Here is a 25,330-nt window from a genome sequence, read left to right as displayed (position 1 = left end):
ACAGATCACGCCACTCGGGATTAAGATCTTCAATCAAATTAATTTTCCATTGTCTGCACCAGTTTTTAAAACGTTTTTCACGTCAAGCGGCTTCCAGGTAAGTTGAATGCATTTCGTAATAGACCAACATATGAACATTATACCGAGCAGTAAATCCTGGTATTAATTTATCTTTGTGCTCCCAAACCCGTTTGATCAAATCAGACGTTGATCCGACATATAGAGTGCCGTTGCGCTTACTCGCCATCATATAGACGTAAAATACGTTCATTTATTCTTCCTTGTTATCGAGTTTTGGACTCGCTTGAATAATATCATTCAAATTGAGCTGATTACATAGGAAGCCAAATAAACGAAGAGTAGGCTTCTCATAAATCCTATGTTGTAGCATGATATCCTTTAGCTTAGCCCATAGCGCATCATTGAGCATAAGCCTAGCCATTGCAAACTCGTTTTATACTTGGTGTCAGGGCCATTAGATTATAAGTTCGCTCTTTTTAATCAACGGATTAATGCGTTTAATTTAGCTGTATTTTTAATTTGAGCACCTCTTGGATGCCTCGGACACGCCGAGGCACGTAGACGGGGGCAATTTTCAATGCGCCCTAGTCATGGGAAGGTATAGTTTAGAGGATCAAAATGCTGGGGTGAGCAATTTTTTATGTATGATTTAAGCACCCCAAGTTTCTCGGATTAATAAAGAAATCAAGCCAGCTCGTCATTCTAAACTCGTGCCTCACAACCTGCAGTACTCAATTTAAAGGACAGTAAAAGAGCATTATAGTGCACAGGAAGCCCAATAGATACATGATGCTGCTGCCGCTGTTGCGGCAACAGCTCCCCCAATAAAAAATTTATTTTTATCTCTTGAGAAAAAGCTGCACCTTTCTTGCTGACTAAATACAACCTGAGGACGCAAGTCCTGCTTTATTCCTTTGCTTTCTTGATCGTACGCTATAGCCAGTAATTCGGGATCTAAGTCCTCAAAAAAAATCTCTTCCAGTTTATCAAAAAAATTGTATTTATCCTGAATATGCTTTGCAACTACAGGCCATACTTTTATCATGGATATTAAATCCATATCTTTATACTCTTCAGCAAATTGTGCATATGTTTTTGAGCATCGTTGATAACCACCCATTTCTGATACCGGTGCGTATTCGAAGAATAATTGCATATCCTGGAGTAATTTAGCAGGAGCACTCCCAAGAGTTTCTTTAATGATATTTACAAGTGCCCATAAGGTTCTTGATTTATAACTATAATTAAATGAGCGGTAAACAGGTAAGACACAGGATGAAATAGCCTGCTCCAATGTATTATCGCCGGTAACCAATGCTATCTCCAAACATTGATATAGAGCGCTGTAAGATGTGTCACAGAGATGAAACCCCAAAAAAACTCTGATGACTCTATTGCCAGTTAAATTAATTTCAATGCTGCTCTGAGAGTCATCAGAAAAAATCCATTCAATGCGTTTAAGATCTGAGTTACTCAATATCTCTTTAAATTCTGTTGCGTTATTGATTTCGTCAACAAAATTATTGGCTCCGTTTGAAGATAAATAGACAGCAATATCTTTGTTTTTGGGCAGACTTTGATTAACAGAAAATAACAGTAAAAATAATTTTAAATCTGTAGTTCGTTCAGGCTGAAAATATGCCGAGGTTAAAATATTATTTTCTTGAAACGAAAAAAAACTATCAGAGCCAGTAACTTTCAACAGCATATTTGTGAAGAGGGGATTATAATGTGCAATCACTGAAAAAGCGTCAGCCGGTTCCAAGCGCTCAATCTGTTTGCATTTAATTCCATAACTGTTTGAGCCAAGACCCAATGAGCGAGACATCCATCCTTGGGGGGAAAAATCAAACTCATGTTCCCCTATCGATTTTAACCTGGCTTTTGGATGCACATAACTCAGCAGTTTTGTGAAGAAGCCAACAGCAGGATATGAAATATTAATAATTTGCACTGCTTCAGTAAAGCACTGAATTAATGCTGTATTTTTTGATATGTCTTTATCATATGCCTCTTTATCACCATAAAAATAAAGGGGAATATTATTCGACTTAATTATACTCAGTATTTTGTTAAACTGCCGTTCAGCATTTGGTTTAACAGGATCTCTATCAAAACAGATAACCGGTATTAATTCAAATTGACACGTTGCATGATGCTCACGTAAAAAAAGATAAATATCAAGGAAATGTGAAAAATCTCCGATACCATCAGTCATAATTTCATTCATTAAGATAACTTTTGGCATTTAATTATAACCTGATAATCAAGCCAACTGTTCCAGGCGGGAGAAGACATGTCGAGGTAATAATAACCAATAATGTCCTTCATTTTTCATATGACCGGCAATAAGAGTTGCTTTTTCGCCTCCGCCCCAAAATACATCGCCTCTGACTTTACCACGAATAGCACCTCCGGTATCCTGCGCTATCATTAGGCGTTGCATGGGCTTATTCTTATCTGGGGTTTTGCTATCCGGTCTTGTAGTACTTAACCAAAGAGGTGTTCCCATAGGTATCCAGGTTCGGTCTACAGCCAAAGAGTATCCAGGGGTTAATGCCACTCCCTGAGACCCCAGTGCGGCATCAGAGGATAACTTGCGAAAAAAGACAAAGGATTTATTTTTATTGATGATTTTATCCATTTCTTTTGGATGAGCTTCCAAATATCGTTTAATTGCCTGCATAGAGGCGTTATGTTTGGTCATAATGCCTTTTTTAATTAATACTCCGGCAATAGCCGTGTAAGGCGCACCATTTTCACCATCGTAACCAACAAAGACTTGCGAACCGTCCTCAAGTGTCACGATACCAGAACCTTGGATTTCCAAAAACAGTCGATCTACGGGACTATTGATCCACAACAAAACTTTAGCTGTGTCCTTAATTGCTCCTTTATTAATTTGTTCTCGTGTATAAAAAGGAACCACTTTAGTACCTTCGATTCGGCCAACGAGTTTGCGATTTTTCAGGTGCGGAACAAATAGTCCTAAATCTATAGTGACGAGGTTACTTGGACGCTCATAAAGAGGCACACTAAATTCTGCGGATTTTTTATAACTGCCTTTTAAGGAAGGCATGTAATACCCGGTGAATAATCCTTTTACCGGTTTGCCATCGTAGAATTCAACCGGAGCAAACCACTTCTGAAAAAATGATTGTGCTGATTGCGCATCAACTGGATCAAGTTCAAGAGCTGCATAACAGGCTGGCTGCCAATCTTTAGCTTGTAAGTCTATGACCTTGGTACCAACACTACGTAAAGGATCCTGCTTGATAAAGGTACGGCAAGAGGTCTTAAATGCCTGCAAGGATTTTGTGAAATCGCCGTCTTGCCAACCGGGTAACTGATTAAAAGTTACCTGACGAAAAACCGATTGGGATGGCCAATTCCACCATACCGCAATTCCCATGCTCACTAATACCAGAGCGACTGTGAAAAAGATAATTTTTGCTTTCATAAGAGTTCAAATTTTACACGTCATGGAAAAAATTGCAACTAAAAATTACCCTTGACAATTCATCATATACCGAGCTGGTTGCTTTTATTCTTGTTTTTATTCCAATTTTCAGATGGATTGAATTTAAAAATAGTTATTAATAAATTCGAACAGCCACCTGTTTCAAAGCGTTGATGTAGGCAAATAAGTGGCGCAAGTCCTCATCAGAAACACTGGCAAAAGCAGCATTTTGGTCTATATGGGCTACAAAATCCTCAAAAACCCGACTTAAATTTAAACCGCCCTCAAAGTCATGTTGCTTAAAAAAGGTAATTAACTGCTGCTCATAAAAAAGTAAATCAAAATGAAACAATGCAGCAGTTTGACGTGCTTTAGTCAAATCCAGAGCAACTAGAATGTGACTGATTGCAGCCTGAACAATAACCAGTGACTCAAAACGTTGCGTTAAAGAGTGCAGCAGATTTTGTTTCTTGGGACTTAATTGCTCATTACCCAATGACGTAATCAACCCTCTGGAAAGCCAAAAAAGATTAGCCAAATCATGAAGTGAACGCTTATCTTCCGCAACGAGAATAACCTGTTCCAGGTTAAACGCTATAAACCGATATAATTTGTCAGTATAACGATTTAAAATAGTCCAGACATCACTGCGCCACACCACATTGGCAACAATAAACGTTGCAGCAATTCCAATAACAATTCCTGCAAGCCGCTGCAGGGGCGGATCCAATCCTACTGGAGGCCCTCCTTGCTGAGCAAGGGTGATAATTAGTGCAATATTGGCCTGTAAGCCTATATAAGCATACCGAGTAAAGCGAAACATAAAATAACTCAATGCCCAGACTAAAAATAATACAATGAAGACAAACTCAAACAGATTCATCTCAAATACAGCCAAAGCAATTAACGCCCCTCCCCCGCCGATAAAACACCCTGTCAAGCGATGCAGACTAACCTGTTTCATATCAAAAAGATTTTTACTTTTAATGGATAAAATCAAACTGCTGATGATTCCGTTTAATCCACCGGGCCAATTACTAACTAACCAAAAACCCAATGCCAACAAAACAGACAATCCTGCTTTGATGCAATGCTTAATCAAATCATAATCAGAACGTAAGCGTTGTTGTTTGCTTATCACTTTGTATTTTGGAGTAATAGCCAGGGATTCTGAAGAACATAAAGATTGAATGAGAATAAAATACTGATTAAGCTGCTTTAAAAAAAGAATAAAAGAATAGATAAAATCGCTTTTCACTGGTAATGTCTTTTCATTGCTGTTAATTCTTTGTTCAAATTCAGCCAAAACATCGGGGGTATGTAATGCTATAGCCTGTGATTGACGCAGATCAAATTTGGACTGAAACTCCAATAAATCATGTTCAATGGCTGCAAATAAAGGAGCAATATCCAGTGTTTTTAATGCACTTAATTCTTCGGTTTGCGGTTCGGTAATAACCAGGTATTGAAACTGTCGTGAGATGGAATACAAGGTATCCATATAAGCTCTAAATCTATCCACCTGTTCTTTTTTAACACCAATTTCCTGATTCAATGCCCCTATCAATTCTATCGCAGCTCTTATTTTTTTCTTTATTTTTAAATTACAATCGGCCAATTCAGCACTATTCATTTTGGAATGAATAACCAACGTCTCAAGTAGTTTTATTTCAACTAAAAAATCGGCAAAAATATCATGAACCTGGTGAACTATATTGTCTTTAATATGATTGGGAAAAACCGCATAGGCACTAATTGCGGCTACCAATACGCCAATGGCAATTTCAACAGGCCGCCAAATCGCCACAAAAAAAGCATTTTGTGGGTTAAGCGCAACCTGAGAAATAACGATAAAAATACATAAAGCTCCGAGCAAATAGGCATAACCGTGTTTGCTGTAATTAAAAAAATAGACGCTGACTGCAATAACCAGAAAACAACACACCAAATACAAAATAAAACTATTCACCACAAAACCAGCAATAAAATACCCTAAAAAAGCACCTGCAATAGTTCCAATAATCCGCATCATTGCTTTATCGATAATACTACCTGTATATAAATTAGAAACAATAACAACCGTCATACCTGACCAATAAGGCGTCTCTAAATGGAATTTAAAGGAAATTAATACAGCAACCAGCGTTGCTATGGCTGTTCTTATCGCTGCCCTGTGTTCAACGCTTTGCGGCCAAGATAACACCGGCTCACCTGTAGGTTATTGAAGTAGCGCTAGCGCCTATGCGCATAGGAAACTCGTCGGTCACATCGTCTATGTAAATACGTACCGGAAATCGCTGAGCAATTCGAATCCAGTCTTCAGTAGCCTTCATGTACACCAAAGTTGAATTGGCCACATTACCCTGTGCCACTCGATTAATACCCCAACCAATACTGTTTACATGACCGTGAAACACTTTTCCAGGATACATGTCTATCATCACCTCAGCTTTATCTCCGGGTTTAATCTTGCGAATCACTGTTTCTCTGTATCGGGTCTCAACCCACCATTGTTTGGTTTCAATCAGAGCAAAAAGTCCCTCACCGACTTTAATGTATTGACCAATACGCAAATTAAAATTGGTAATGAATCCTTCTTCAGGGGCAATAAGCGTGGTGTGATTGCGTAAATAAAGCGCCTGATCCAACTCCGCTTGTGCGGCTAAAATCTCGCTGTCATCCAGATTTGTTTGCGCAATTTTCAACTCTTGTTCGGCTTCTGCTATCGCCGCCTCCTGCTCTTTCATTTTATCAACCAGATTTGCCAGAATAATGTCCGGCACATCCCCTTTTGCTTCGAGTGGTTTATAACGCTTAAAGTGATCTTGCGATAAACTCAGCATGACCTGGCATTGCTTCAAATGCTGCTCTGCTTTAACTACCGCCAATTGGTCGTTTTCATAATTTAATTTTGCGATCTTTAATTTTGCTTTTGCTTGCTGTACGGCATAGATATAGGGCAGAGGATCTATCTCTATGAGTTTGTCGCCTTTTTTGACTTTTTGATTTTCATTGATGTATATGCGAGTTACGGGGCCTGCAACCAATGAGGCCATATTAACCAAATTTGCAGAGACATAGGAATCATTAGAACGGGTATCGTAATAGGCAAAATATCGATAACAGCCATAGCCAGCCGCCAACAATAAAATCACACTGATTTGCGGCCAATATTTAAATTCGGAAACATTGAATAAACGCATCCATCAAGCCTGTTAATTATCTGTATTTATAACAATACAACCTTGCCTGCTCATACTCAAGCAAATCACGATGCATTATGTTCATGACTGAATTTACAAATTTGAAGCATTACACGTCAGGAAGATAACGCCAACTGTTCACACCCTCTAATACTGTGCGTCTTTCTCCTGGGCATGATTGAGCAGATGAGCTGCCTTTAATAACCCTTACCTGCATTACCGATGCAGTATGGTTGTATTCGTCAGTACTTTGTAATAACGTGACTCTAAGGTGACGAGATATAAAAAATTTTTTACCCTTCTGCACCATCTGACAAGGAAAATAACCCAGATCTTCAACTAAATAGGTGTACGATTTACCACCAGTTGATAGCAAACAGCCGGCATTATGAACCAATTTATCAATTACCTTGCCCGCACCTTGAACCGAAACAACGCAGCCAGGATCAATCTGATGCAGTTCTTGTTCGGCTATTTGCATCAACGCATCTTCCATACAATAAAAATTTTGATGCCGAGTAAGTTGGCGGTTTAGCGCATTACGATACATGATGACCTGCTGCATACTGAAAAGTACCAAAACACTAATCACAAGAAGAGTACAAATCGTCATCAATAAAATGAATCCAGCATGTCCCTTCTTCATGATCCTCTGACCGCAACGGTGAGTTCATGCGTCTTTTCTTGCTCAAGCCCCAAGGTTATCTTTAAAATTGTTTTATCATGAATTTGATACTGAATCGTAGATAAGGAGTGAATAAATGGCGAAAGCTCTTCTGATTGAGTTGACTGGTAGTGTAATGTATTTCTATGGTGCGCATTGGATTTGATAAACCACCGTTCTTCTACCCACTCCCCAACATAAACTACTGACTCATAAGGATACATTTTAGCTTTGACTAAAGTAATCTTTTGCCCTGAATTGTAGGGCTCAACGTTCAAAATCTGATGTACCTCAGCATGTTGACAATCTGCAATCATCAGAGGCCTGTGCGCATTAAATACTACGGGACTGGCAGTGACCAATTCGGTTGGACTAAGAAAAGAAACTTCCTCTGCAAACACCTCGCTCATTTTGTTAATTTGAATAAAAGGATGTGATTGATTATCCGTTTTAACACCCCAAAGACGCTCACCCGAATGGCGCATGTCCAGGCTTTTGAGGCGTTCTATACCCATACAAGGGGTAAATCCGGCTCGACGAATACTATCGGATAATAGATCAGAGACCCATTGCAGCTCAAAACGCCGTTCCAGAATTTTTTGCATCTCAAGATAATGACGCTTGGTCGCAATATAAACATGAATTAAAGTCGTCATGATGATACTGGCCAAAAAAAGGCTGATTAATAACTCCGATAAACCCAATCCCCATTGCCTGTTCATCAGACTATCTCTCGTAATGTGTTTTTACGAGCTATAAATTCTTTACCGTTATACCATTCAATACGCACATTCAGACAGTGGGCTTGTTGGTAAGAACTCAGATGATATGGTGCCGAAAGCAAAGGCAAGGTGTACTCTTGAACATAAAAAGATTCACTAATACTGTCTATAAGAGGCAAAGCATCGGTATGCAAAACCAATTGATTCACGTATTGGCGTGTGTTCCAGTGCTGTTCTAATAATCCTAACGCTACGGTGGTCACCAGCATTAAAGACAACAGCACTTCAATAAGGGAAAATCCCTGAAGCGATTTCATTATATTCTTTCCTGAGGTTGGTTGCCGACGCAAGATTAACGCCCCTGAAAAAAAATTGCAACCCGGTATAACTGCTTGAAATTTAGAGGAACTCTACGCATCTTTAAAACGGGCTTTCATTTTGGATCAAGAGAGAAATATTCAGTAAAAGCTGGAATTTCATTTGATAACATTCATTCAACAATCTACCATTAAATACGAATCAAGAATAAGTTCGTCCCAGCCCGCTGTTTTTTTGAATTCGATACAGCACATACAAGCTTAGGTAACGTAAAATTCAATTATTTGAAAAAAGGAGTTCAGTATGCCCATTGATTTTCAACGATTATCCCATCCAGGCATTCAGTCTCTGGTACCTTATAAACCAGGAAAATCCATAGAAGAACTTGTTTGCGAGAAAGGGCTAACCGACATAATCAAACTGGCATCAAATGAAAATCCTCTGGGATGCAGTCCCAAAGCGTTAACTGCATTAAGAAACCTGCCCGCTCAGACTATTGCAACCTATCCCTCACCAATGCATCATCCACTAGTTCCTAAACTAGCCAATCAACTTGGTGTTCCCCAAAATCATCTGTTTCTTTGTAATGGTTCAGACCAGATAGTATCGGTTTTACTAAACAGCTTTGCATTGCATACCAACAAACATGTTCTTACTCATGATTACGCATTCAGTACTTACGCCATTCAGGCACAAACGCTTAATATTCCTGTAAAGCATGTTGCAATTCATGATAATTGGCACCTCAACTGCGATAATCTTATTAATGCCTGCACCCAAGAAACCGCATTAATTTTTTTAGCTAACCCGAATAATCCAACAGGTATATTAACCAGTATGGAAGAAATCAAACATCTATTAAAAAATATTCCTGAATCTACTTTATTAGTTCTTGATGAGGCCTATTATGAATATGCTGCATCGGCAATGAGCTGCAACAGTATCAATTGGCTGAAGGACTATCCCAATTTGGTTATTACCCGAACCTTTTCAAAAATATACGGAATGGCTGGACTACGCCTCGGGTATGCAGTTGCTAACCCAGAGATCATTACTATTTTACAACGTGTTCAATTGCCTTTTACTGTAAATCAGATTGCGCTCAACGCAGCTTTTGCGGCTTTAGACGATCACGAATTTATTCAAAAAAGCCTGGATTTGAACAAGGAAGGAATAAAAGACGTACAAAAAAGTTTTGATCTGTTGAATATCGATTATTTACCTTCGCAATGTAATTTTTTGACCTTTGACTGTAAAGAAGACGGTATGGCACTTTATAATTATCTGCTGGATAATGGTATCATTGTAAGACCATTACATGCTTATAAAATGAATCGTTTTATCAGAGTGACTATAGGAACCAAAGAACAAAATTCTCGATTTCTTAGCGCTTTGCAAAACTACTTTATCTAATGAAAGGAACTAATATGACCAGCGACTTAAGCAGCAAACATTGTGAGTCTTGTGAAGGCATAGGAGCTGCACTAAATGCAGAACAAATCAAAAACTTAATGCCACAACTTAATAAACATTGGGAAGTTACTCCAGATCACAGAATAATCAAGCGGTCTTTTTCATTTGCTAATTTTTATGAAACCATGGCCTTTGTTAATGCCATAGCATGGACAGCAAATGTTGAAAATCATCATCCTGACTTGGAAGTAGGCTACAATTATTGTCGAGTTAATTTCATGACCCATGCACTTAATGGTTTAACGCATAATGATTTCATATGTGCTGCAAAAATTGACCGATTACTTGAGGAATAAGCTCATTATCCCATCAGCAAGGTAGCCTGGGAGTAGGCCTGCAAGGCCGCATCCCGGGTTTTACTGCACGAATTAAGGCCTATAATCCAAAACCCAGGATTCAGTCGAGGTAGCCTTGATGCAGCGCCAGCGTAATCAAGGGGTTACTCTCCAAATCCACCAAAAAATTCAAGCAACAAGTCAGCCCAATTCTTGCTTATTTTACCTATTCTTGAATAATGAGAAAAACACATCACGGGTTGGAATTGTAAAAATGAATTGACGGTGCGACATCAATAAACCTTGATTACGCTAACGCTGCATCAAGGCTACCGTGGCTAGACTGCTTTTTTCATGTTTAGATCTTCAATCTGTCGATGCAGATCTAAACCCGGGATTCAGCCCTTCGGGCTTACTCCCAAGCAACGCATTAACCTGCAAACCGCATTGCCGCATCCCGGGTTTAACTGCGCTAATTAAGGCCTATCATCCAAATCTTTACGTTGGCTGGGTAAAAAATCTTTTCTGTCCAAGCCCATGGCCACAGCCAGAGCACCCGCAACATAAATTGACGAATAAGTACCAATCACTATGCCTATAATAAGTGCTAAAGAAAATCCATGAATGGTCTCACCACCGTATACAAACAAAGCCACCACAACAAATAAAGTCAATAAAGACGTCATAATGGTTCTGGACAAGGTTTGATTAATGGATATATTCATAATATCAATTGGGCTGGTTCGTCGGATTTTAACAAAGTTCTCACGTACCCGGTCAAAGACTACAATAGTATCGTTAAGAGAATACCCAATAACCGCCAACAATCCGGCTAAAGCCTTAAGATCAAACTCAATGCCAAAAAGAGCAAATACACCAAGAATTAATACCGGATCATGAATCAACGCAACGGCAGAACTTACCGCCAGTCTGTATTCAAAGCGCATCGCAATATAAATCATGGTGGCAAGTAAGGAAACAATAATAGCCAATGCTCCTTTTGTTGCCAATTCCTGCCCTACCTGAGGCCCGACAAAATCAACTCTTTGTTTGGTTGCCCCAGGCAAAACTGACATCACTTGCTCGACTAGAAGAGCGGGATCTTTATCGGCACGAGGTGCAATGCTGATGAGCACGTCTTTAGAAGTACCGTAACTGACAACTTGAGCTTCCTTAAAACCAATTTTAGCAAGATTTTCCCTGATTAACGGTAAATCTGCCGCATCGGTGTATGTGACTTCTATTTGAGTTCCACCAGTAAAATCCAGACCCCATTTCAAGCCATTTATTGCCAGAGCTGCTATCGAAACAACAAAAATCAATGCCGAAAAGAACGCCGTCCAGCGACGTGCTCCCATGAAGTCCACTTTTGAATTTGGATTAAAAAATTCCATCTGAGCCTCGCCTTATATACCTATAGATAATTTTTTAACGGTTCGACCGCCGTAATACCAATTGACTATTGCCCGGGTATAGGTAATAGCTGTTAACATTGAGGTGAGTAATCCCAATGAAAGGGTTACAGCAAACCCGCGAACCGGGCCAGTGCCTACTGCAAACAAAATGATGGCGACAATTAAGGTAGTCACATTCGCATCAAGAATGGTAGAAAAAGCTCGCTCATATCCTGCATGAATAGCCGCCTGTGGTGATAACCCCAAACGCAATTCTTCACGAATACGTTCATAAATCAATACGTTCGCATCCACAGCCATACCCACAGTTAATACTATTCCGGCAATTCCAGGTAAAGTAAGCGTTGCATCAATTATCGATAATAATGCCCCAAGCAGAACGAGGTTAAGCAGTAACGCAAAGTTGGCAATCAACCCAAACAGCTGATAGTAAACAAGCATTAGTACTAAAATCATCCCCATCCCTACTTCCAAAGAGATGATTCCTCGACGAATATTTTCTTTACCCAGAGTAGGCCCTACGGTACGCTCTTCAATAGGATAAATCGCCGCAGGCAATGCGCCAGCTCTAAGTAATAATGCGAGATTACTGGCTTCCTTACTGTCTGTAAGCCCCGTAATCTGGAAATTACTACCTAAGGCATTTTGAATGACTGGTGCACTTATCACACGCTCTTCCCTACGAGTTACACGGGTTTCAACACCATCAACTGTTTTTAGGGTATTTTTGGTTTCAACGTAGACTATGGCCATTCGTTTACCAATATTTTCACGAGTTACTTTGGTAAACAAGCTTTCACCACCGCCACCGAGTTGAATTTGTACAGCAGGGGTCGCTGTTTGCTGATCAAAACTGGATACTGCGGAGGTAATGGAATCACCACTCAAGACAACCTGACGTTTCAGAAGGATGGGATGACCGTCCATCATATATAACTTGTCACTGACTGGAACAACACCTGTTTGTTTGGCAATCAGAGGATCGTTATCCTGATCAACAAGATAAAATTGCAGCGTTGCTGTCCCACCCAGTATTTGTTTGGCTCTGGCAGCATCTTGAATACCCGGTAAATCAACAGCAACTCGAGTAGCACCTTGCTGCTGAACAACCGCCTCACCAACACCCAATTCGTTAACCCTGTTTCGCAGAATACTCATTGTTTGCTCAATAGTATTCTGTCTGATGCTGTTTTGTTCAGTCGGTGAAATAGAAGCCAATACCGCATTTTTCATCTTGCTTTTAACAAAGACCACTTCGGGTATTTTTTGTTTCAATTCAACCAGAGCTTTTTCCATTGACTCCTGATCACGGAAACGCAAATCAATTCCTTTATCAGCAATATAACGAATACCGGAGTAACGTATGCCAATTTGCCGTAGCTCCTGACCGATGTTCTTCATGATCCCTTCATAGCGGCGACTTATTACACTCTCCACATCCACTTCAAGAAGAAAATGAACACCACCTCTAAGATCAAGCCCCTGTTTCATGGGATTAGCATGAATAGCAGTCATCCAAGCCGGTGTTGTTGAGGCCAGATTTAATGCTACCGTATACTGATTGCCCAAGGTATTTTTAATCACATCCTGAGCCATTAACTGGGAGTCAGTTGAAGAAAAACCAACTTCCACGCTCTGATTTTCAGCCACAATAGAAGTGTAATCAATTTTCGCTGCTTTTAATGCTTCTTCTATCCTGCCTATAACCATCTCTTTATCATCTGCATTCTCTACTGAGATTTGCACAACAGGATGTTCGGTATATAAATTGGGTATGGCATAAACAAATCCAATGACCGCAATAAGAATCAGCATCAGATTTTTCCATAGAGGGTATTTATTTTGCATTTGCGTGTCCCTATGACAAACTTAAAGAGATTTTAAAGTACCTTTTGGCAATACAGCGGTAACTGCGCCTTTTTGCATCACAATCTCAATACCTTCTGCAGGACTGATTTTAACGTATTGCTCATCCAAACTAACTACTTTGGCTAACATACCACCAGTAGTGATGATTTCATCGCCTTTTTTTAATCGGCTAAGTAACTCTCGATGTTCTTTTGCTTTTTTATTTTGTGGTCTGATTAACATAAAATAAAACAATACGAATATTGCAGCGATCATAATGAGTGAAAATGTTCCATCATTGGGTGCGGCTGGAGCAGTAGTTGTGGCTGTCGCTAATGCGTCACTAATAAAAAAACTCATAAAATCTCCTAAAATCTACCAATAATTTATTAAATCAAGGTCTACAATCAACAACGTGACATCATATAGCGAATTGAACACAAGGTAAATGAAAGGAATCAATTTCCCTTTATTTTCAAGCCAAACCCTGCGCCGCAAACGCATTATGCTGAATTAAAAATCGCTGAGCCAATAAAGGGGTATTAAGATAAAGATGGTGTAAATACGCCCGGGTCAGTTGTGCTGAACACGTTGGACAAGAACACAATGAGTCCAATCTATCAAAATCCAATTCGTAAGACGCATCCCTTAAATCCATTATTTCTTTTCCACAATATGCCTTGCCTTCTAATCCGGCAAGTGCAGGAGCATTAGTCTCAATATATTCCACACCTTGTGCTCGTAATTGACCCAGCTCGTTTCCATGAAAATAACCACTAACGTAACATGATAAATGAGTCCACCTGGACACATGTTCCAGAACGTGATGATTTAGCTTTTCCTCTGCACAATGAATGTAAACCCCATGTGATTTTGGGCAGGGATGGTTGACCAGATCATTAGCAGGAATAAACACTTTAATGGTGCTATGTACTGTTTCCCATAGATAGGGTGCATCGTTAATAGTATTTACAGGTACGATAAACACATCAGGTTTTATTCGGTTCACAATCTCAAACAGTTCAGCATAATTCAATTTAATTCGTGCACCGTCATAAGGAGAAACAAGGGTAAAGATCCCCTCCTTATTTGCTCTGAGACGAGAAGCATTCACGATAACACGACCTGTCCAGCCTAAATAATGAGCCAAATTATCGATTTTTTGTAGCAATACGGCCCCGGGCTTTAATAATAACTCATCCAGATTACAGGCAATTACATCCACGCCAACTTCTTGCCAATTAGCGCAAGTAAGGCAAGATCCCGCTTCTGTTGTAACCAGAGGTACATAATATTGTGCTTTACCAGGCATAGTCTCTTCCTCTCTAAATTAACAGACTTGTATCACCGTAACTAAAAAAGCGGTATCTTTTATTGATTGCTTCCTGATAAAGATCCATGGCTTGTTGATGACCTATAAACGCAGAAACCAGCATCAATAAGGTCGATTCAGGTAAATGGAAATTGGTCATCAGACCATCACATACCCTAAACTGATAGCCAGGATAAATAAAAATATCGGTATCTTTGGTTCCAGGCGTTAAATCACCGTCTTTAGCTGCACTTTCCAGACTTCGCATCGCTGTTGTACCTATGGCTATCACTCGGTTTCCGGCGGCTTTTGTTGCCTGAACAGCAGCACATAATTCTGGAGTTACAGTATACTGCTCACTGTGCATTTTATGTTCTTTTATATCATCGCATCGTACTGGCCTGAACGTTCCTGCGCCAACATGCAGTGTAACATAGGCAATATTAACTCCTCGTGCATGCAAACTACTAATCACAGCATCGTCAAAATGAAGACCAGCAGTAGGCGCTGCGACGGATCCTTCATGTTTTGCGTAAACGGTTTGATAACGATCTTTATCCATAGCTTCATCATTACGACTGATATAAGGCGGCAAAGGGATATGACCTACTGTATTCAACAAATTAATGGTTTCCAAAGAGGATTTGCAGATAAATAAATCATCGTCTCTATCCAGTATTTCTAATTGATTTCCTTGCTCCAGCTGGATGATGCCACCAGGTTTTAATGCTTTACTGGCTTTAATGTGTGCCAAAAAGGTGTTGGGGCCGGTGATTCGTTCAACTAATAATTCAACCTTGCCTCCGGTTAATTTATGACCATAAAGCCGTGCAGGAATTACTTTACTGTCATTCATTACCAATAAATCACCCGGATTTAAAAAATCGGCAATTTCTCTAAATTGATAATGTCCATATTCACCGGATTGTCGATTATAAATCAACAACCTGGAATCACTTCTCTCGGGTAAAGGATACTGAGCAATCAACTCTTCGGGTAAATCAAAATAAAAATCATGCTTATTCATTGGGCAACCTGAAAATAAAAAGATGAGATTATACACCGAACCAGACAAATTAAACCATGATTACTAAATCACCTTAGTAGTCAGTTCAGGGCACAACAACAAAGACTATAGCGGTACAGATCCAGATCAAAGCACTGGTCAAATAAGGGTATTCATAATGTTTGAATGTTTTTTTCATGTGATACCAATCAAGTAACACTACAGGAATAACCGAAAACAGGCTTAAAAAAATGATGGAAAAGACAGAATAAGAATATGAAGATATAGAAAACAAATGAGAACAAAAAGTAACTACCTCATGAAGCATCTCTTTGTAATAATAAATGCCCCACAAAAACCAATAATCAAATTCAAGTGCCAGCCAGGAACCAAAAAACAAGGGCAGCAGGAGTTTAGCTCCTTTAATTGCCATAATTTTCTTAAAAATTGCAATAAATTCCTGAGAAAATAAAATCATTATGGCCGCAGAAAAAACAACAAGAGCTAAAGTTAATAACATTTCTGATCCTTTAATCCAGAGTAAAACATAACACGAGATTCAAATGTTTCAACAGAAACCCCTTCAGGGTTTACCAAAAATACCCGAATCAGTACAGGAGTCAATATGCTGCGCTTATTGCCTGTCCTCCAGCTCTTCCCAACGGGTAAAATACTGAGATAATAATGCCTCTTCACTAGCCAGTGTTTTAGTGACATCCGCAATAGTTTGAGCATCTTGCTGATAAAAATCGGCTGTAGCCATCTGTTGATGCAAGGCTGCAATTTTTTTCTCCAGCACCTCAATTTGTTGGGGTAGTTTTGACAATTCACGTTGCTCATTAAAACTCAATTTAGTGGCGCTGGTTGTTCGTTTTATTGGCTGAGCCTTTACAGCAGTTTCTCGCTGTTGTTTCCTGTGCGCTTTATAATCATCATACCCACCAACAAATTCACTAAACTTACCCTCTTCCTCATAAACAAGGACACTGGTTACTACCTGATTAATAAAAGCCCTGTCATGGCTTATCAAAATCAACGTACCAGGATATTCCATGAGCATCTGCTCCAACAGCTCTAAAGTTTCTATATCCAGATCATTGGTAGGCTCATCCATAACCAGTAAATTGACTGGCTTGGCAAAAAGTTTAGCCAGTAATAATCGGTTTCTTTCACCTCCAGATAAGGAAGAAACCGGTTGATTAAAGCGCTCAGGGGAAAATAAAAAATCCTTTAAATAACTGGCTACATGTTTTTGTTTGCCATTAATCGTTACAAAATCTGCCCCATCACCCACATTGAACATCACCGTTTGATCTTCTAAAAGATGGCGACGAAGTTGATCAAAATAGGCAACATTCAAGGAGGTTCCCTGTTTGACACTTCCTGAATCCGGTTGCAGCTCACCTAACAACAACCGGACCAATGTTGTCTTGCCGCAGCCGTTTGGACCTATTATTCCCAGCTTGTCGCCACGAGTCAACAACAAGGAAAAATCCTTTATTAACTGCTTGTTACCAATAGAATAATTTACTTTTGTAGCCTCTATCACCAGGGAGCCTGAGCGAGTCACATCAAGGGTCAGGGACTTAACCGTACCCAACTGATTGCGGCGGGCTTTATATTCTTCTCTTAGTGCCTTAAGAGCACGAACACGCCCTTCATTACGAGTACGCCTGGCTTTGATGCCTGTGCGTATCCAGGTTTCTTCTTCAGCCAATTTTTTATCAAAAAGATCATTATGCTTTTGCTCACTCAAGCGGATGGTTTCTCGTCTATCCAGATAGGTTTCATAATCACACTCATGAAAGTAAAGTTTTCCTCTGTCTATCTCAACGATGCGATTTGCAACCTGGCTTAAAAACTCTCTGTCGTGGGTGACCACCACCACGCTGCCATTAAATGTTTTTAAATAGGACTCAAGCCATTCAATAGCCTCTATATCCAAATGGTTTGTTGGCTCATCAAGCAAAAGAACATCAGGGGAGGCTAATAAGGCTGCACCTAACAAAACCCGGCGTTTCATCCCACCTGATAAACTGGCCATTTCTTCGTTGATGGTAATGCCCAGGCGGCTTGCCATGGTTTCAATTTTAGGCAGAAGATCCCAAGCATTCAGGTTATCCATTTGCTGCTGAATTAATGCCAGTTTATCCATATCGTTTTGTTGGGTAAGCTCATGAAAGCGAGTCAACACCTCCCCCACTTCACCCAGACTTTTAACCAGGAAATGATAAACAGACTCATCTCCGGTAACAGGAACTTCCTGAATTAAGCCTGCTATTTTTAATCCCGATAGCTGCTGCATTTGTCCACTATCAAGAACACTGTCACCTTGTAACAATTTCAATAAGGTCGATTTGCCTGCGCCATTACGCCCAACCAAAGCAATTCTGTCTTGAGGTTGAATTTGTAAATCAGCCTGATCCAGTATTTTATTACCAGCAACAATGAGGGTGGCACTATTAAGCGAAATAATACTCATAAATAAACTCTATATTAAATTGTGGATGATGCCTCTTGCCTTTCAGGCAATACTATACCTGTTCTGTGAGCCATCTTCCTAAGTAGGCATCATGTTCTTGAATGCAAATTATCGCATTTTGCCCAATCCAAGTTCGCAGATTCGTGGTTAGATACCTCTGGATACTCAGGAAACACCCAAAACAAAGACGCACTACGCAAACAGTTCACCAAACATTAACTATTTTACTCGTCGCCTGAGCACCAACCGATTTTCTTCCTGAGCTATATTAAACTGTGATAATACATTCATTCCTAATAAAACAGTATCTTTATCATCACCTGGAATAATTACCGCTTTAATATCATTGAGCTCAAAGGATCCAAATGACAACTTTTGCAAACGAGTCAAAGAGCCGGTAATTTGACCATTAGCCGTTGATATAGTCAGTGGATATCGTCCTTTAATGTTTAATCGGTTTGCTACATTTTCAGGTATGGCAACATATGTTGCGCCAGTATCTACCAAAAACTCTACCGGAAATTCATTGATCCGGCCTTGAATCCTGTAATGACCATTTTTATCGGCACTGAGTATGTACTCACTGTGATTGGCTGCATAAACAGTGCTATCCGATTTATCATAATAGTAAAAAAATAAAAACAAACCCGCAAAAAGGATAATCCAGGCAAGCAAAAACATCACACGCCCTGCTCGGGCGTAATGGCTGTCGTTCATTTCATTAACTTTGAGCGGAGGGTAAAACCATCACTCCATCCATTTCAACCTTTGCACCTCGTGGCAAGGCCGAAACACCTATGGCAGCTCTGGCAGGATAAGGTGCCTTAAAATAACGACTCATTGCATCGTTAATCAAGGGAAAATGGGTCAAATCGGTCAGATACACATTCAGTTTTACTATCTGCGCCAAACTGCCGCCCGCAGCTTCACACACGGCATTTAAATTTTCTAAAACCTGCGTTATCTGCAATTTAATGTCTTCACTGCACAATTGCATGGTTTCAGGATCCAATGGAATTTGTCCTGAAAGATAAACTGTTTGCCCACAACAAATTGCCTGACTGTAGGTACCAATGGCTTCAGGTGCCAATTGGGTATGAATTGCTTGCATTAATTATCCCCTTGTTTTTTTCTATACAAACGCAAAACCACTTTGTTGGATCGCAAACGGCGCATCACTCGCGCCAAATGAGTGCGGTCTGTAACACTAATTGAAAACGTTACAGCATTATGTCTGCCATCTCTGGGATCAACATTAATATTACCGATATTCGAGTCGGCTTCAGATATGGCAGTGGCCAAAGCAGCCAAAACACCTCGCTCATTGGCAACATCAACGGTGATATCAACCCAGTATTCACCTTGCACCTGCTCATCCCAGCGTAATGCAATAAACTGCTCTGGATGGCTGCGTGAACTGTGCACAGAATCGCAATCACTGGCATGCACAATAATACCCCTGCCTTGCTGGAATTTTCCAACAATATTATCCCCGGGAATTGGCTGGCAACACTCACCAAAATGCACGACCATACCCTCGGTTCCCTTGATTGCCAAGGGATGAGTTTTACTGACTTTATCCAGTTCGTTGGCATCTTGAGTGACAACCAGACGCTTGGCAATAACCATAGCCATTTGATTGCCTATGCCTATAGCATAGAGCAGATCATCGACTGTCTTGTAATGCAGATCGTTTAGTAATGCATTTAACGATTCAGGGGGGATCTTGGCATAATCACTGGCCAATTCGTTTAGTGACTGTTCTAACAAGCGCTTACCCAATACTATGGATTCAGCATGTTGTTGACTCTTCAGGAAATGACGAATATTTGAACGAGCTTTACCCGTAACCACAAAATTCAACCAGGCCGGATTAGGGTGAGCACCCGGGGCAGTAATAATTTCAACTGTCTGACCATTTGACAAAGGAATACTAAGTGGCACAAGTCTTCGGTTTACTTTAGCAGCAACGCAACTATTTCCTACTCCCGAATGAACTGTGTAAGCAAAATCAACTGGAGTAGCTCCTTTAGGTAATTCCATGATGTGCCCTTTAGGAGTAAACACATAAACTTCATCCGGGAATAAATCAATTTTTACGTTTTCAATAAATTCAAGTGAATTTCCAGTGCTGCGCTGCATTTCCAAAAGACTCTGCACCCATTCCCTGGCGCGCAATTGCGCTTCATTGACTTCAAGGCCGGATGATTTATATATCCAGTGGGCTGCAACACCGTTATCGGCCACTTTATCCATTTCCCGAGTTCGAATCTGAACTTCCAAAGGAACGCCAAAAGGACCAAATAAAGTCGTATGCAAGGATTGATATCCATTGGCTTTAGGAATGCCTATATAATCTTTAAACCTTTGAGGAACGGGTTTGTAAGTACAATGCAAGGCTCCCAAAATCCGATAACAGGAATCAATGTCGTCGGTTATCACACGAAAAGCAAAAACATCAGTAATTTCGGTAAAAGAAGCCTTTTTTTGGCGCATTTTACGGTAAATGCTGTACAAATGTTTTTGTCTGCCAAATACCTGTTCATAAGGAATTTTTAGCTGGGCAAGAGCATGTTGCAAATCGTTTTCTATGGTCTGGGTTAACTCTTTTCGATTTCCACGTGATTTTTCCACTGCAGATTTGATGGCTCTGTAACGCATGGGATACAAAGCCTGAAATCCTAAATCCTCAAGGCCTACATAAATTGAATGCATACCCAGTCTATTGGCTATGGGCGCATAAATTTCCAATGTTTCTATGGCAATTCGTCTGCGCTTGGCAGAGGGCATAGAGCCTAAAGTACGCATGTTGTGAAGGCGGTCTGCCAGCTTCACGATAATGACACGAATGTCTTTAACCATAGCAAGAACCATCTTTCGAAAATTCTCTGCTTGAGCTTCTGCTTTGGATTCAAATTTTATTTTGGTTAATTTGGTTACCCCATCAACCAATGCAGTGACGTCTTCCCCAAATTGCAAAGTCAAATCTTCTTTGCTGATGGACGTATCTTCTACAACATCATGCAGCAACGTCGCCATAATGGTTTGATAATCCAAACGCATTCTGGCCAGAATTAAAGCTGCAGCAACGGGATGAGTGATGTAAGGCTCGCCGGAACGGCGCATTTGACCATGATGTGCTTTTTCAGCAACCACATAGGCTTGGTAACATTTTTCAATTTGTGACTGCTCAAGATAGCATTTAAGCTCTTCATCGAGCTCTTTAAAGTAGCTCACGCAGTGCTCCCTAATGTCCAACATGGCCATTAATACCTCTCATTGCCCAAGTTACGTTTGTGCTTTGCCTGTTTTTTCTGAGCTTTGCAACAATACCGCAACTCGTGCTTCAAGAAGTATGTATTTAAAGGATAAATCCTCTTACTGCAAAGTCAAAAAAATCGTCTACTCTTTATCGAGAATATCAGCAGTAACATAACCTTCTGCAATTTCTCGCAAAGCAACAACAGTCGGTTTGTCATTTTCCCATTCAACCATGGGTTGATCACCACGAACTGCAATTTGTCGTGCCCGCTTTGTAGCGACCATAACCAGTTCAAATCGATTCGCAACATGCTCTAAACAATCTTCTACTGTAACTCGTGCCATAAAATTCACCCTTAAATTAAAGAACAAGTTGATCAAGCACCATATCGACCATGGTTTAAACTGACCCGGTCATTCACAAAATGGCACCATGAAGCAACAAAAATACTGCTTGTTTCTGGCCTAAATCCCTTATTTTACTGCGATGACATCAGGAATGAAAGCAATTTTGATTGTTTATTTACCTGCCGCTCAATTCGCAGTCTATCCGCCATCACAATAGTTCTCAAATCCATGGCCGCATGCTCAAAGGTATCGTTAACTATCAGATAGTCAAATTCAGGATAATGACTTAGTTCATCTTGAGCCTTAATCATTCGTTCACTGATGACTTCATCGTTATCCTGGCGCCTGTTCATCAATCGGTTTTTTAACTCCTCCAGCGAGGGAGGAACGATAAAAATACTGACTGCATCAGGAAAAGTATGGCGTATTTGTTGAGCGCCTTGCCAGTCTATGTCCAAAACAATATCAATACCCTGCTGTAATCTCCGGGTAATTTGAGCAACCGATGTACCGTAAAAATGATTGTATACTTTGGCATGCTCTATAAAGGCATTGTCTTCTATCATTGCCACAAACTCAGGTTCATTGACAAAAAAATAATCAACCCCATCTTGCTCTCCAGGCCGCATGGGGCGAGTAGTATGAGAGATGGATACTTCTATATCGTTTAAATTGGCGATCAAATGACGCACCAAACTGGTTTTGCCGCCACCTGAGGGCGCTGCTACTATATATAAATTACCGGAATAATGACCAACCATAGTACTCACTCAATATTTTGTATTTGCTCACGCATTTGCTCAATTAATACTTTCATTTCAACTGCACTTTGGGTTAAGTCCACTGAATCAGACTTGGAGCTTAAAGTATTAGCCTCTCTGTTTAGTTCCTGCATTAAAAAATCAAGTCTTCTTCCTGCGACCTTATCGATATTCAAGGCTCGCCTGACCTCAGTGGTATGTGTTTGCAGGCGATCAAGTTCTTCGCTTACATCCATTTTAGTCAAAAGCATGGCAATTTCCTGTTCAATCCGCTGTTCCGCTACCTCGAGTTGAAGTGCGTTTAGGCGAGTAAGCAGTTTGTCTTTAGTCTGACTTGCCATATTCCCAACCACTGCCCTGGCCTTTAAAATTTCCTGGTCTAAAGCGTCCAAACGCTCTTCAACATGCTTTTTCAACGCACTCCCTTCTGTAGAACGAACATGAAACAACTGTTCTACAGCCTCATGAAATGCCCCAACTGCCAGCTTTTCCAAAAGTTCAATATCCAGTTGACCTGTCTGAACCGCACCCGGCCATGCCAGCACCTGACTCACGGTCATATCGTTAGCCAGTTGATAATTAGCAGATAATGCGTCACTTAATCCCAGTAGCGCATTAACGACACCCTTATTTATAAGCATAGACTGATTATCACTACTTGTGTCTTGATATTTTAACTGACACTCCAGTTTTCCTCTGTGAATCTTGTCTTTGAGCGCACCTCTTAAACTGGTTTCCAAAAATCGAAATGCTTCAGGCAAGCGAAAAGAAACATCGAGATAACGGTGATTAACCGATCTGATTTCCCAACATAAAGTACCTGAATCAGTCTGTTTTTGTGTTCGCGCAAAAGCAGTCATACTGTGAATCATAAAAAACCCTTAGAATGAACTTCGCGGGAATATACCCCAAAACTAACTAATTGGACAGAGAGAAGGCATCACCAAGTGAAGCCATCCTGCAAAAAGCCCCGGTTTTTAACAAAAAAATGCGCCCTTAAAAAGACAGCTATCAAGATAAAGTGAAAATAAAATAACGGTTATGATAAAATAAAAACCAGACAAACCCATTGAAGGTTAAAACAAGGTATTATTATGCGTCAGAAGATAGAGTTTTTTCGCAAAAAACCAGGCATCGATCTAGCCCAAGCCATAACACACATGCCCGCTCCTGCGACTTTGCTTAGTTTGCAAAGCACTGGACTTGGGGGCTTGCCTTTGGAAAAAATAGCTGAAATTTTTACCGCAATTTCTGCCAACATCCGTACTCTTGACCTGAAAAAAAATAACCTCGCTGATAAATCAGGGACAGAATTAGCTCAATTCCTCGCAAAAATTCCTGCCAACATTATCTCACTGGATTTGACTCTTAATGAACTTGGTACTCTGCCGAAAAATGAATTAACCCTGGTTTTAGGTGCAATCCCTGCCAGTATTATTTCTCTGAATTTGACCGGCAACATGCTGGGAAAAAAATCCGATGAGCACTTAGCAAACGCTTTGGCGGCTATTCCAGTCAATGTGACCTCGCTTAATTTAGGATTTAATGCTCTGGGATACAAAACAGGTGAAGAACTCGCACGAATTTTTAAAGCAATTCCTCCAGGCATCAGCTCTCTCGATTTAACTTATAACCGCTTAAGCTTTATGTCATGCACTGAACTGGCTCAAGCCCTGGCGGCAATACCGGCCAGTGTCACCTCCATTGATTTAAGCAACAACGGGCTTGCCGAAAAATCAGAAGAAGAGCTCACCACTGTCTTTGCTGCGATTCCCCGACACATCAAGGAACTTTACCTGAAATGGAATACTCTAAACCAAAAATCACCGACACGATTAGCCAAAGCTTTTGCCAATTTGCCTGAACACATTGCCCTACTTGATTTAACCGGAAATAATTTAGGAACAAGACACGGCGCAGAACTTGTCGAACTCTTTAGCGCACTACCTAATGGCATAACCGCCTTGAATTTGAGTCGTAACGAACTTTGGCACTTATCTGAATGCGAATTAACCCAAGCCTTCAAATCCATACCGCCAGGTGTAACCTCACTAACACTGAACTGGAACAGACTAAGTGGAAAATCAGAAAAGCAACTAGCTCAAATTTTCGCAGCAATCCCTCATGGAGTAACTCACCTCTATTTGCAATCAAACGGTCTATACACCCAAACAGCCAGAGCATTAACTCGGGCTTTCGCAGCACTGCCTAAAAACGTCACTTTCGTTGACCTGAGCACTAATCTTTTCGAAGTACTGCCGGATACACAATTAGCACTGGTTTTTAAAGCGCCCCCAGCTGGAATAAAAGTACACTGGGGCAACAATCTAAACCCTAAGGAACACGAAATAAAGACACTACTGAACAGTTACCTGATAAACCGAGGTGCACTAAAAGATTCTAGTGGTAAAACAAAAAAATATCTTTATGGCAATTTCTTTTCTGCATTTCAATTCAGTTTCACAGAAAAACAAGAAGCCGTTGCAGCCCTGCAATCGGCTTTAAGGGGAGAAGATATTGATTTGGCAGCCCATCTGCCCGCTTTAAGAAACGGCAATCTCGGCAATCAACTAAGAGCGTTTATCAAATCCGGTTTGGCTAATGAGCTGGTTGATTCAGAAGTAGAGACTATAACTGACTTTGTTGAGGCACTCTGCGTTAAAAATGCGACTAAAGCACCCACTGTTTAACCGCACAAATGCGCCCACTTGGACTTAAAAAGATCTATATGGTAAAATAAAGAACTTTATTTGGCTTAAAT

The 25,330-nt window shown here is 40.3% G+C and carries 23 protein-coding genes and 1 pseudogene; 3 read left to right on the top strand and 21 right to left on the bottom strand.

Annotated features, from left to right (window positions below):
* From Lwor_RS04215 to Lwor_RS04180, 8 genes and pseudogenes are all read right to left on the bottom strand, one after another.
* Positions 1-271 (bottom strand): annotated as a pseudogene (locus Lwor_RS04215) (GIY-YIG nuclease family protein); the annotation flags it as partial.
* Positions 272-778: 507 nt separating this feature from the next.
* Positions 779-2,269 (bottom strand): hypothetical protein, encoded by a 1,491-nt coding sequence (locus tag Lwor_RS04210; protein WP_058492660.1) that lies wholly within the window; start codon positions 2,267-2,269, stop codon positions 779-781.
* Between the two features lie 18 nt (positions 2,270-2,287).
* Positions 2,288-3,481 (bottom strand): murein transglycosylase A, encoded by a 1,194-nt coding sequence (gene mltA / locus Lwor_RS04205; protein ID WP_058492659.1) that lies wholly within the window; start codon positions 3,479-3,481, stop codon positions 2,288-2,290.
* A gap of 136 nt (positions 3,482-3,617) precedes the next feature.
* Positions 3,618-5,684 carry an FUSC family protein gene (locus tag Lwor_RS04200; RefSeq protein WP_058492658.1) on the bottom strand — a complete coding sequence of 689 codons (2,067 nt, stop codon included), beginning with the start codon at positions 5,682-5,684 and terminating at the stop codon, positions 3,618-3,620.
* Positions 5,685-5,688: 4 nt separating this feature from the next.
* Positions 5,689-6,684 (bottom strand): HlyD family secretion protein, encoded by a 996-nt coding sequence (locus Lwor_RS04195; protein WP_058492657.1) that lies wholly within the window; start codon positions 6,682-6,684, stop codon positions 5,689-5,691.
* 109 nt (positions 6,685-6,793) lie between these two features.
* Positions 6,794-7,330: a hypothetical protein gene (locus Lwor_RS04190; RefSeq protein ID WP_058492656.1), complete on the bottom strand. Its 537-nt coding sequence runs from the start codon at positions 7,328-7,330 to the stop codon at positions 6,794-6,796.
* Positions 7,327-8,070, bottom strand: coding sequence for a PilW family protein (locus Lwor_RS04185; protein ID WP_058492655.1), 744 nt, complete (start codon positions 8,068-8,070; stop codon positions 7,327-7,329). Before Lwor_RS04185 ends, Lwor_RS04190 begins: the two co-directional genes overlap by 4 nt.
* Positions 8,070-8,387: a type IV pilus modification PilV family protein gene (locus Lwor_RS04180; RefSeq protein ID WP_058492654.1), complete on the bottom strand. Its 318-nt coding sequence runs from the start codon at positions 8,385-8,387 to the stop codon at positions 8,070-8,072. The genes Lwor_RS04185 and Lwor_RS04180 overlap by 1 nt, the downstream gene beginning before the upstream one ends.
* A gap of 304 nt (positions 8,388-8,691) precedes the next feature.
* On the opposite strand from Lwor_RS04180, the gene hisC reads away from it, so the two are divergent.
* Together hisC and Lwor_RS04170 are read left to right on the top strand one after the other, a co-directional pair.
* Positions 8,692-9,801 (top strand): histidinol-phosphate transaminase, encoded by a 1,110-nt coding sequence (gene hisC, locus Lwor_RS04175; protein WP_058492653.1) that lies wholly within the window; start codon positions 8,692-8,694, stop codon positions 9,799-9,801.
* A gap of 14 nt (positions 9,802-9,815) precedes the next feature.
* A complete protein-coding gene (locus Lwor_RS04170) occupies positions 9,816-10,157 on the top strand; it encodes a 4a-hydroxytetrahydrobiopterin dehydratase (protein WP_058492652.1) in 342 nt (113 codons plus the stop codon).
* Positions 10,158-10,612: 455 nt separating this feature from the next.
* Here Lwor_RS04170 and secF read toward each other — a convergent pair whose 3' ends face one another.
* The 13 genes from secF to Lwor_RS04105 all read right to left on the bottom strand — a co-directional run bounded on the left by secF (position 10,613) and on the right by Lwor_RS04105 (position 23,441).
* Positions 10,613-11,530 (bottom strand): protein translocase subunit SecF, encoded by a 918-nt coding sequence (secF, locus tag Lwor_RS04165; protein ID WP_058492651.1) that lies wholly within the window; start codon positions 11,528-11,530, stop codon positions 10,613-10,615.
* 12 nt (positions 11,531-11,542) lie between these two features.
* Positions 11,543-13,399: a protein translocase subunit SecD gene (gene secD / locus Lwor_RS04160; RefSeq protein ID WP_058492650.1), complete on the bottom strand. Its 1,857-nt coding sequence runs from the start codon at positions 13,397-13,399 to the stop codon at positions 11,543-11,545.
* A gap of 21 nt (positions 13,400-13,420) precedes the next feature.
* Positions 13,421-13,759, bottom strand: a complete 339-nt coding sequence (gene yajC / locus Lwor_RS04155; protein ID WP_058492649.1) for a preprotein translocase subunit YajC — start codon at positions 13,757-13,759, stop codon at positions 13,421-13,423.
* A 115-nt stretch (positions 13,760-13,874) separates the two neighbouring features.
* Positions 13,875-14,711 carry a tRNA guanosine transglycosylase family protein gene (locus tag Lwor_RS04150; protein ID WP_058492648.1) on the bottom strand — a complete coding sequence of 279 codons (837 nt, stop codon included), beginning with the start codon at positions 14,709-14,711 and terminating at the stop codon, positions 13,875-13,877.
* A gap of 13 nt (positions 14,712-14,724) precedes the next feature.
* Positions 14,725-15,738, bottom strand: coding sequence for a tRNA preQ1(34) S-adenosylmethionine ribosyltransferase-isomerase QueA (gene queA / locus Lwor_RS04145; RefSeq protein ID WP_058492647.1), 1,014 nt, complete (start codon positions 15,736-15,738; stop codon positions 14,725-14,727).
* A gap of 85 nt (positions 15,739-15,823) precedes the next feature.
* Positions 15,824-16,237, bottom strand: coding sequence for a hypothetical protein (locus tag Lwor_RS04140; protein ID WP_058492646.1), 414 nt, complete (start codon positions 16,235-16,237; stop codon positions 15,824-15,826).
* Between the two features lie 114 nt (positions 16,238-16,351).
* Positions 16,352-18,199, bottom strand: a complete 1,848-nt coding sequence (locus Lwor_RS04135; RefSeq protein ID WP_058492645.1) for an ATP-binding cassette domain-containing protein — start codon at positions 18,197-18,199, stop codon at positions 16,352-16,354.
* Positions 18,200-18,418: 219 nt separating this feature from the next.
* Positions 18,419-18,916 carry a retropepsin-like aspartic protease family protein gene (locus tag Lwor_RS04130; RefSeq protein WP_058492644.1) on the bottom strand — a complete coding sequence of 166 codons (498 nt, stop codon included), beginning with the start codon at positions 18,914-18,916 and terminating at the stop codon, positions 18,419-18,421.
* A gap of 4 nt (positions 18,917-18,920) precedes the next feature.
* Positions 18,921-19,310 carry a RidA family protein gene (locus tag Lwor_RS04125; protein ID WP_058492643.1) on the bottom strand — a complete coding sequence of 130 codons (390 nt, stop codon included), beginning with the start codon at positions 19,308-19,310 and terminating at the stop codon, positions 18,921-18,923.
* Positions 19,310-21,436, bottom strand: a complete 2,127-nt coding sequence (gene spoT / locus Lwor_RS04120; RefSeq protein ID WP_058492663.1) for a bifunctional GTP diphosphokinase/guanosine-3',5'-bis pyrophosphate 3'-pyrophosphohydrolase — start codon at positions 21,434-21,436, stop codon at positions 19,310-19,312. The genes Lwor_RS04125 and spoT overlap by 1 nt, the downstream gene beginning before the upstream one ends.
* A 165-nt stretch (positions 21,437-21,601) precedes the next feature.
* A complete protein-coding gene (gene rpoZ / locus Lwor_RS04115; RefSeq protein WP_058492642.1) occupies positions 21,602-21,805 on the bottom strand; it encodes a DNA-directed RNA polymerase subunit omega in 204 nt (67 codons plus the stop codon).
* A 134-nt stretch (positions 21,806-21,939) separates the two neighbouring features.
* Positions 21,940-22,569: a guanylate kinase gene (gmk, locus tag Lwor_RS04110; RefSeq protein WP_058492641.1), complete on the bottom strand. Its 630-nt coding sequence runs from the start codon at positions 22,567-22,569 to the stop codon at positions 21,940-21,942.
* Between the two features lie 5 nt (positions 22,570-22,574).
* Positions 22,575-23,441 (bottom strand): YicC/YloC family endoribonuclease, encoded by an 867-nt coding sequence (locus tag Lwor_RS04105; RefSeq protein ID WP_058492640.1) that lies wholly within the window; start codon positions 23,439-23,441, stop codon positions 22,575-22,577.
* 222 nt (positions 23,442-23,663) lie between these two features.
* Here Lwor_RS04105 and Lwor_RS04100 point away from each other — a divergent pair, with 222 nt between their 5' ends.
* Positions 23,664-25,259: a leucine-rich repeat domain-containing protein gene (locus Lwor_RS04100; RefSeq protein WP_058492639.1), complete on the top strand. Its 1,596-nt coding sequence runs from the start codon at positions 23,664-23,666 to the stop codon at positions 25,257-25,259.
* Positions 25,260-25,330: the final 71 nt, after the last annotated feature.

Source organism: Legionella worsleiensis, assembly GCF_001467535.1.
Lineage (GTDB): Bacteria > Pseudomonadota > Gammaproteobacteria > Legionellales > Legionellaceae > Legionella > Legionella worsleiensis.
Note: the sequence above shows the minus strand (reverse complement) of the source record. Positions and strands in the feature narration are given on the sequence as shown.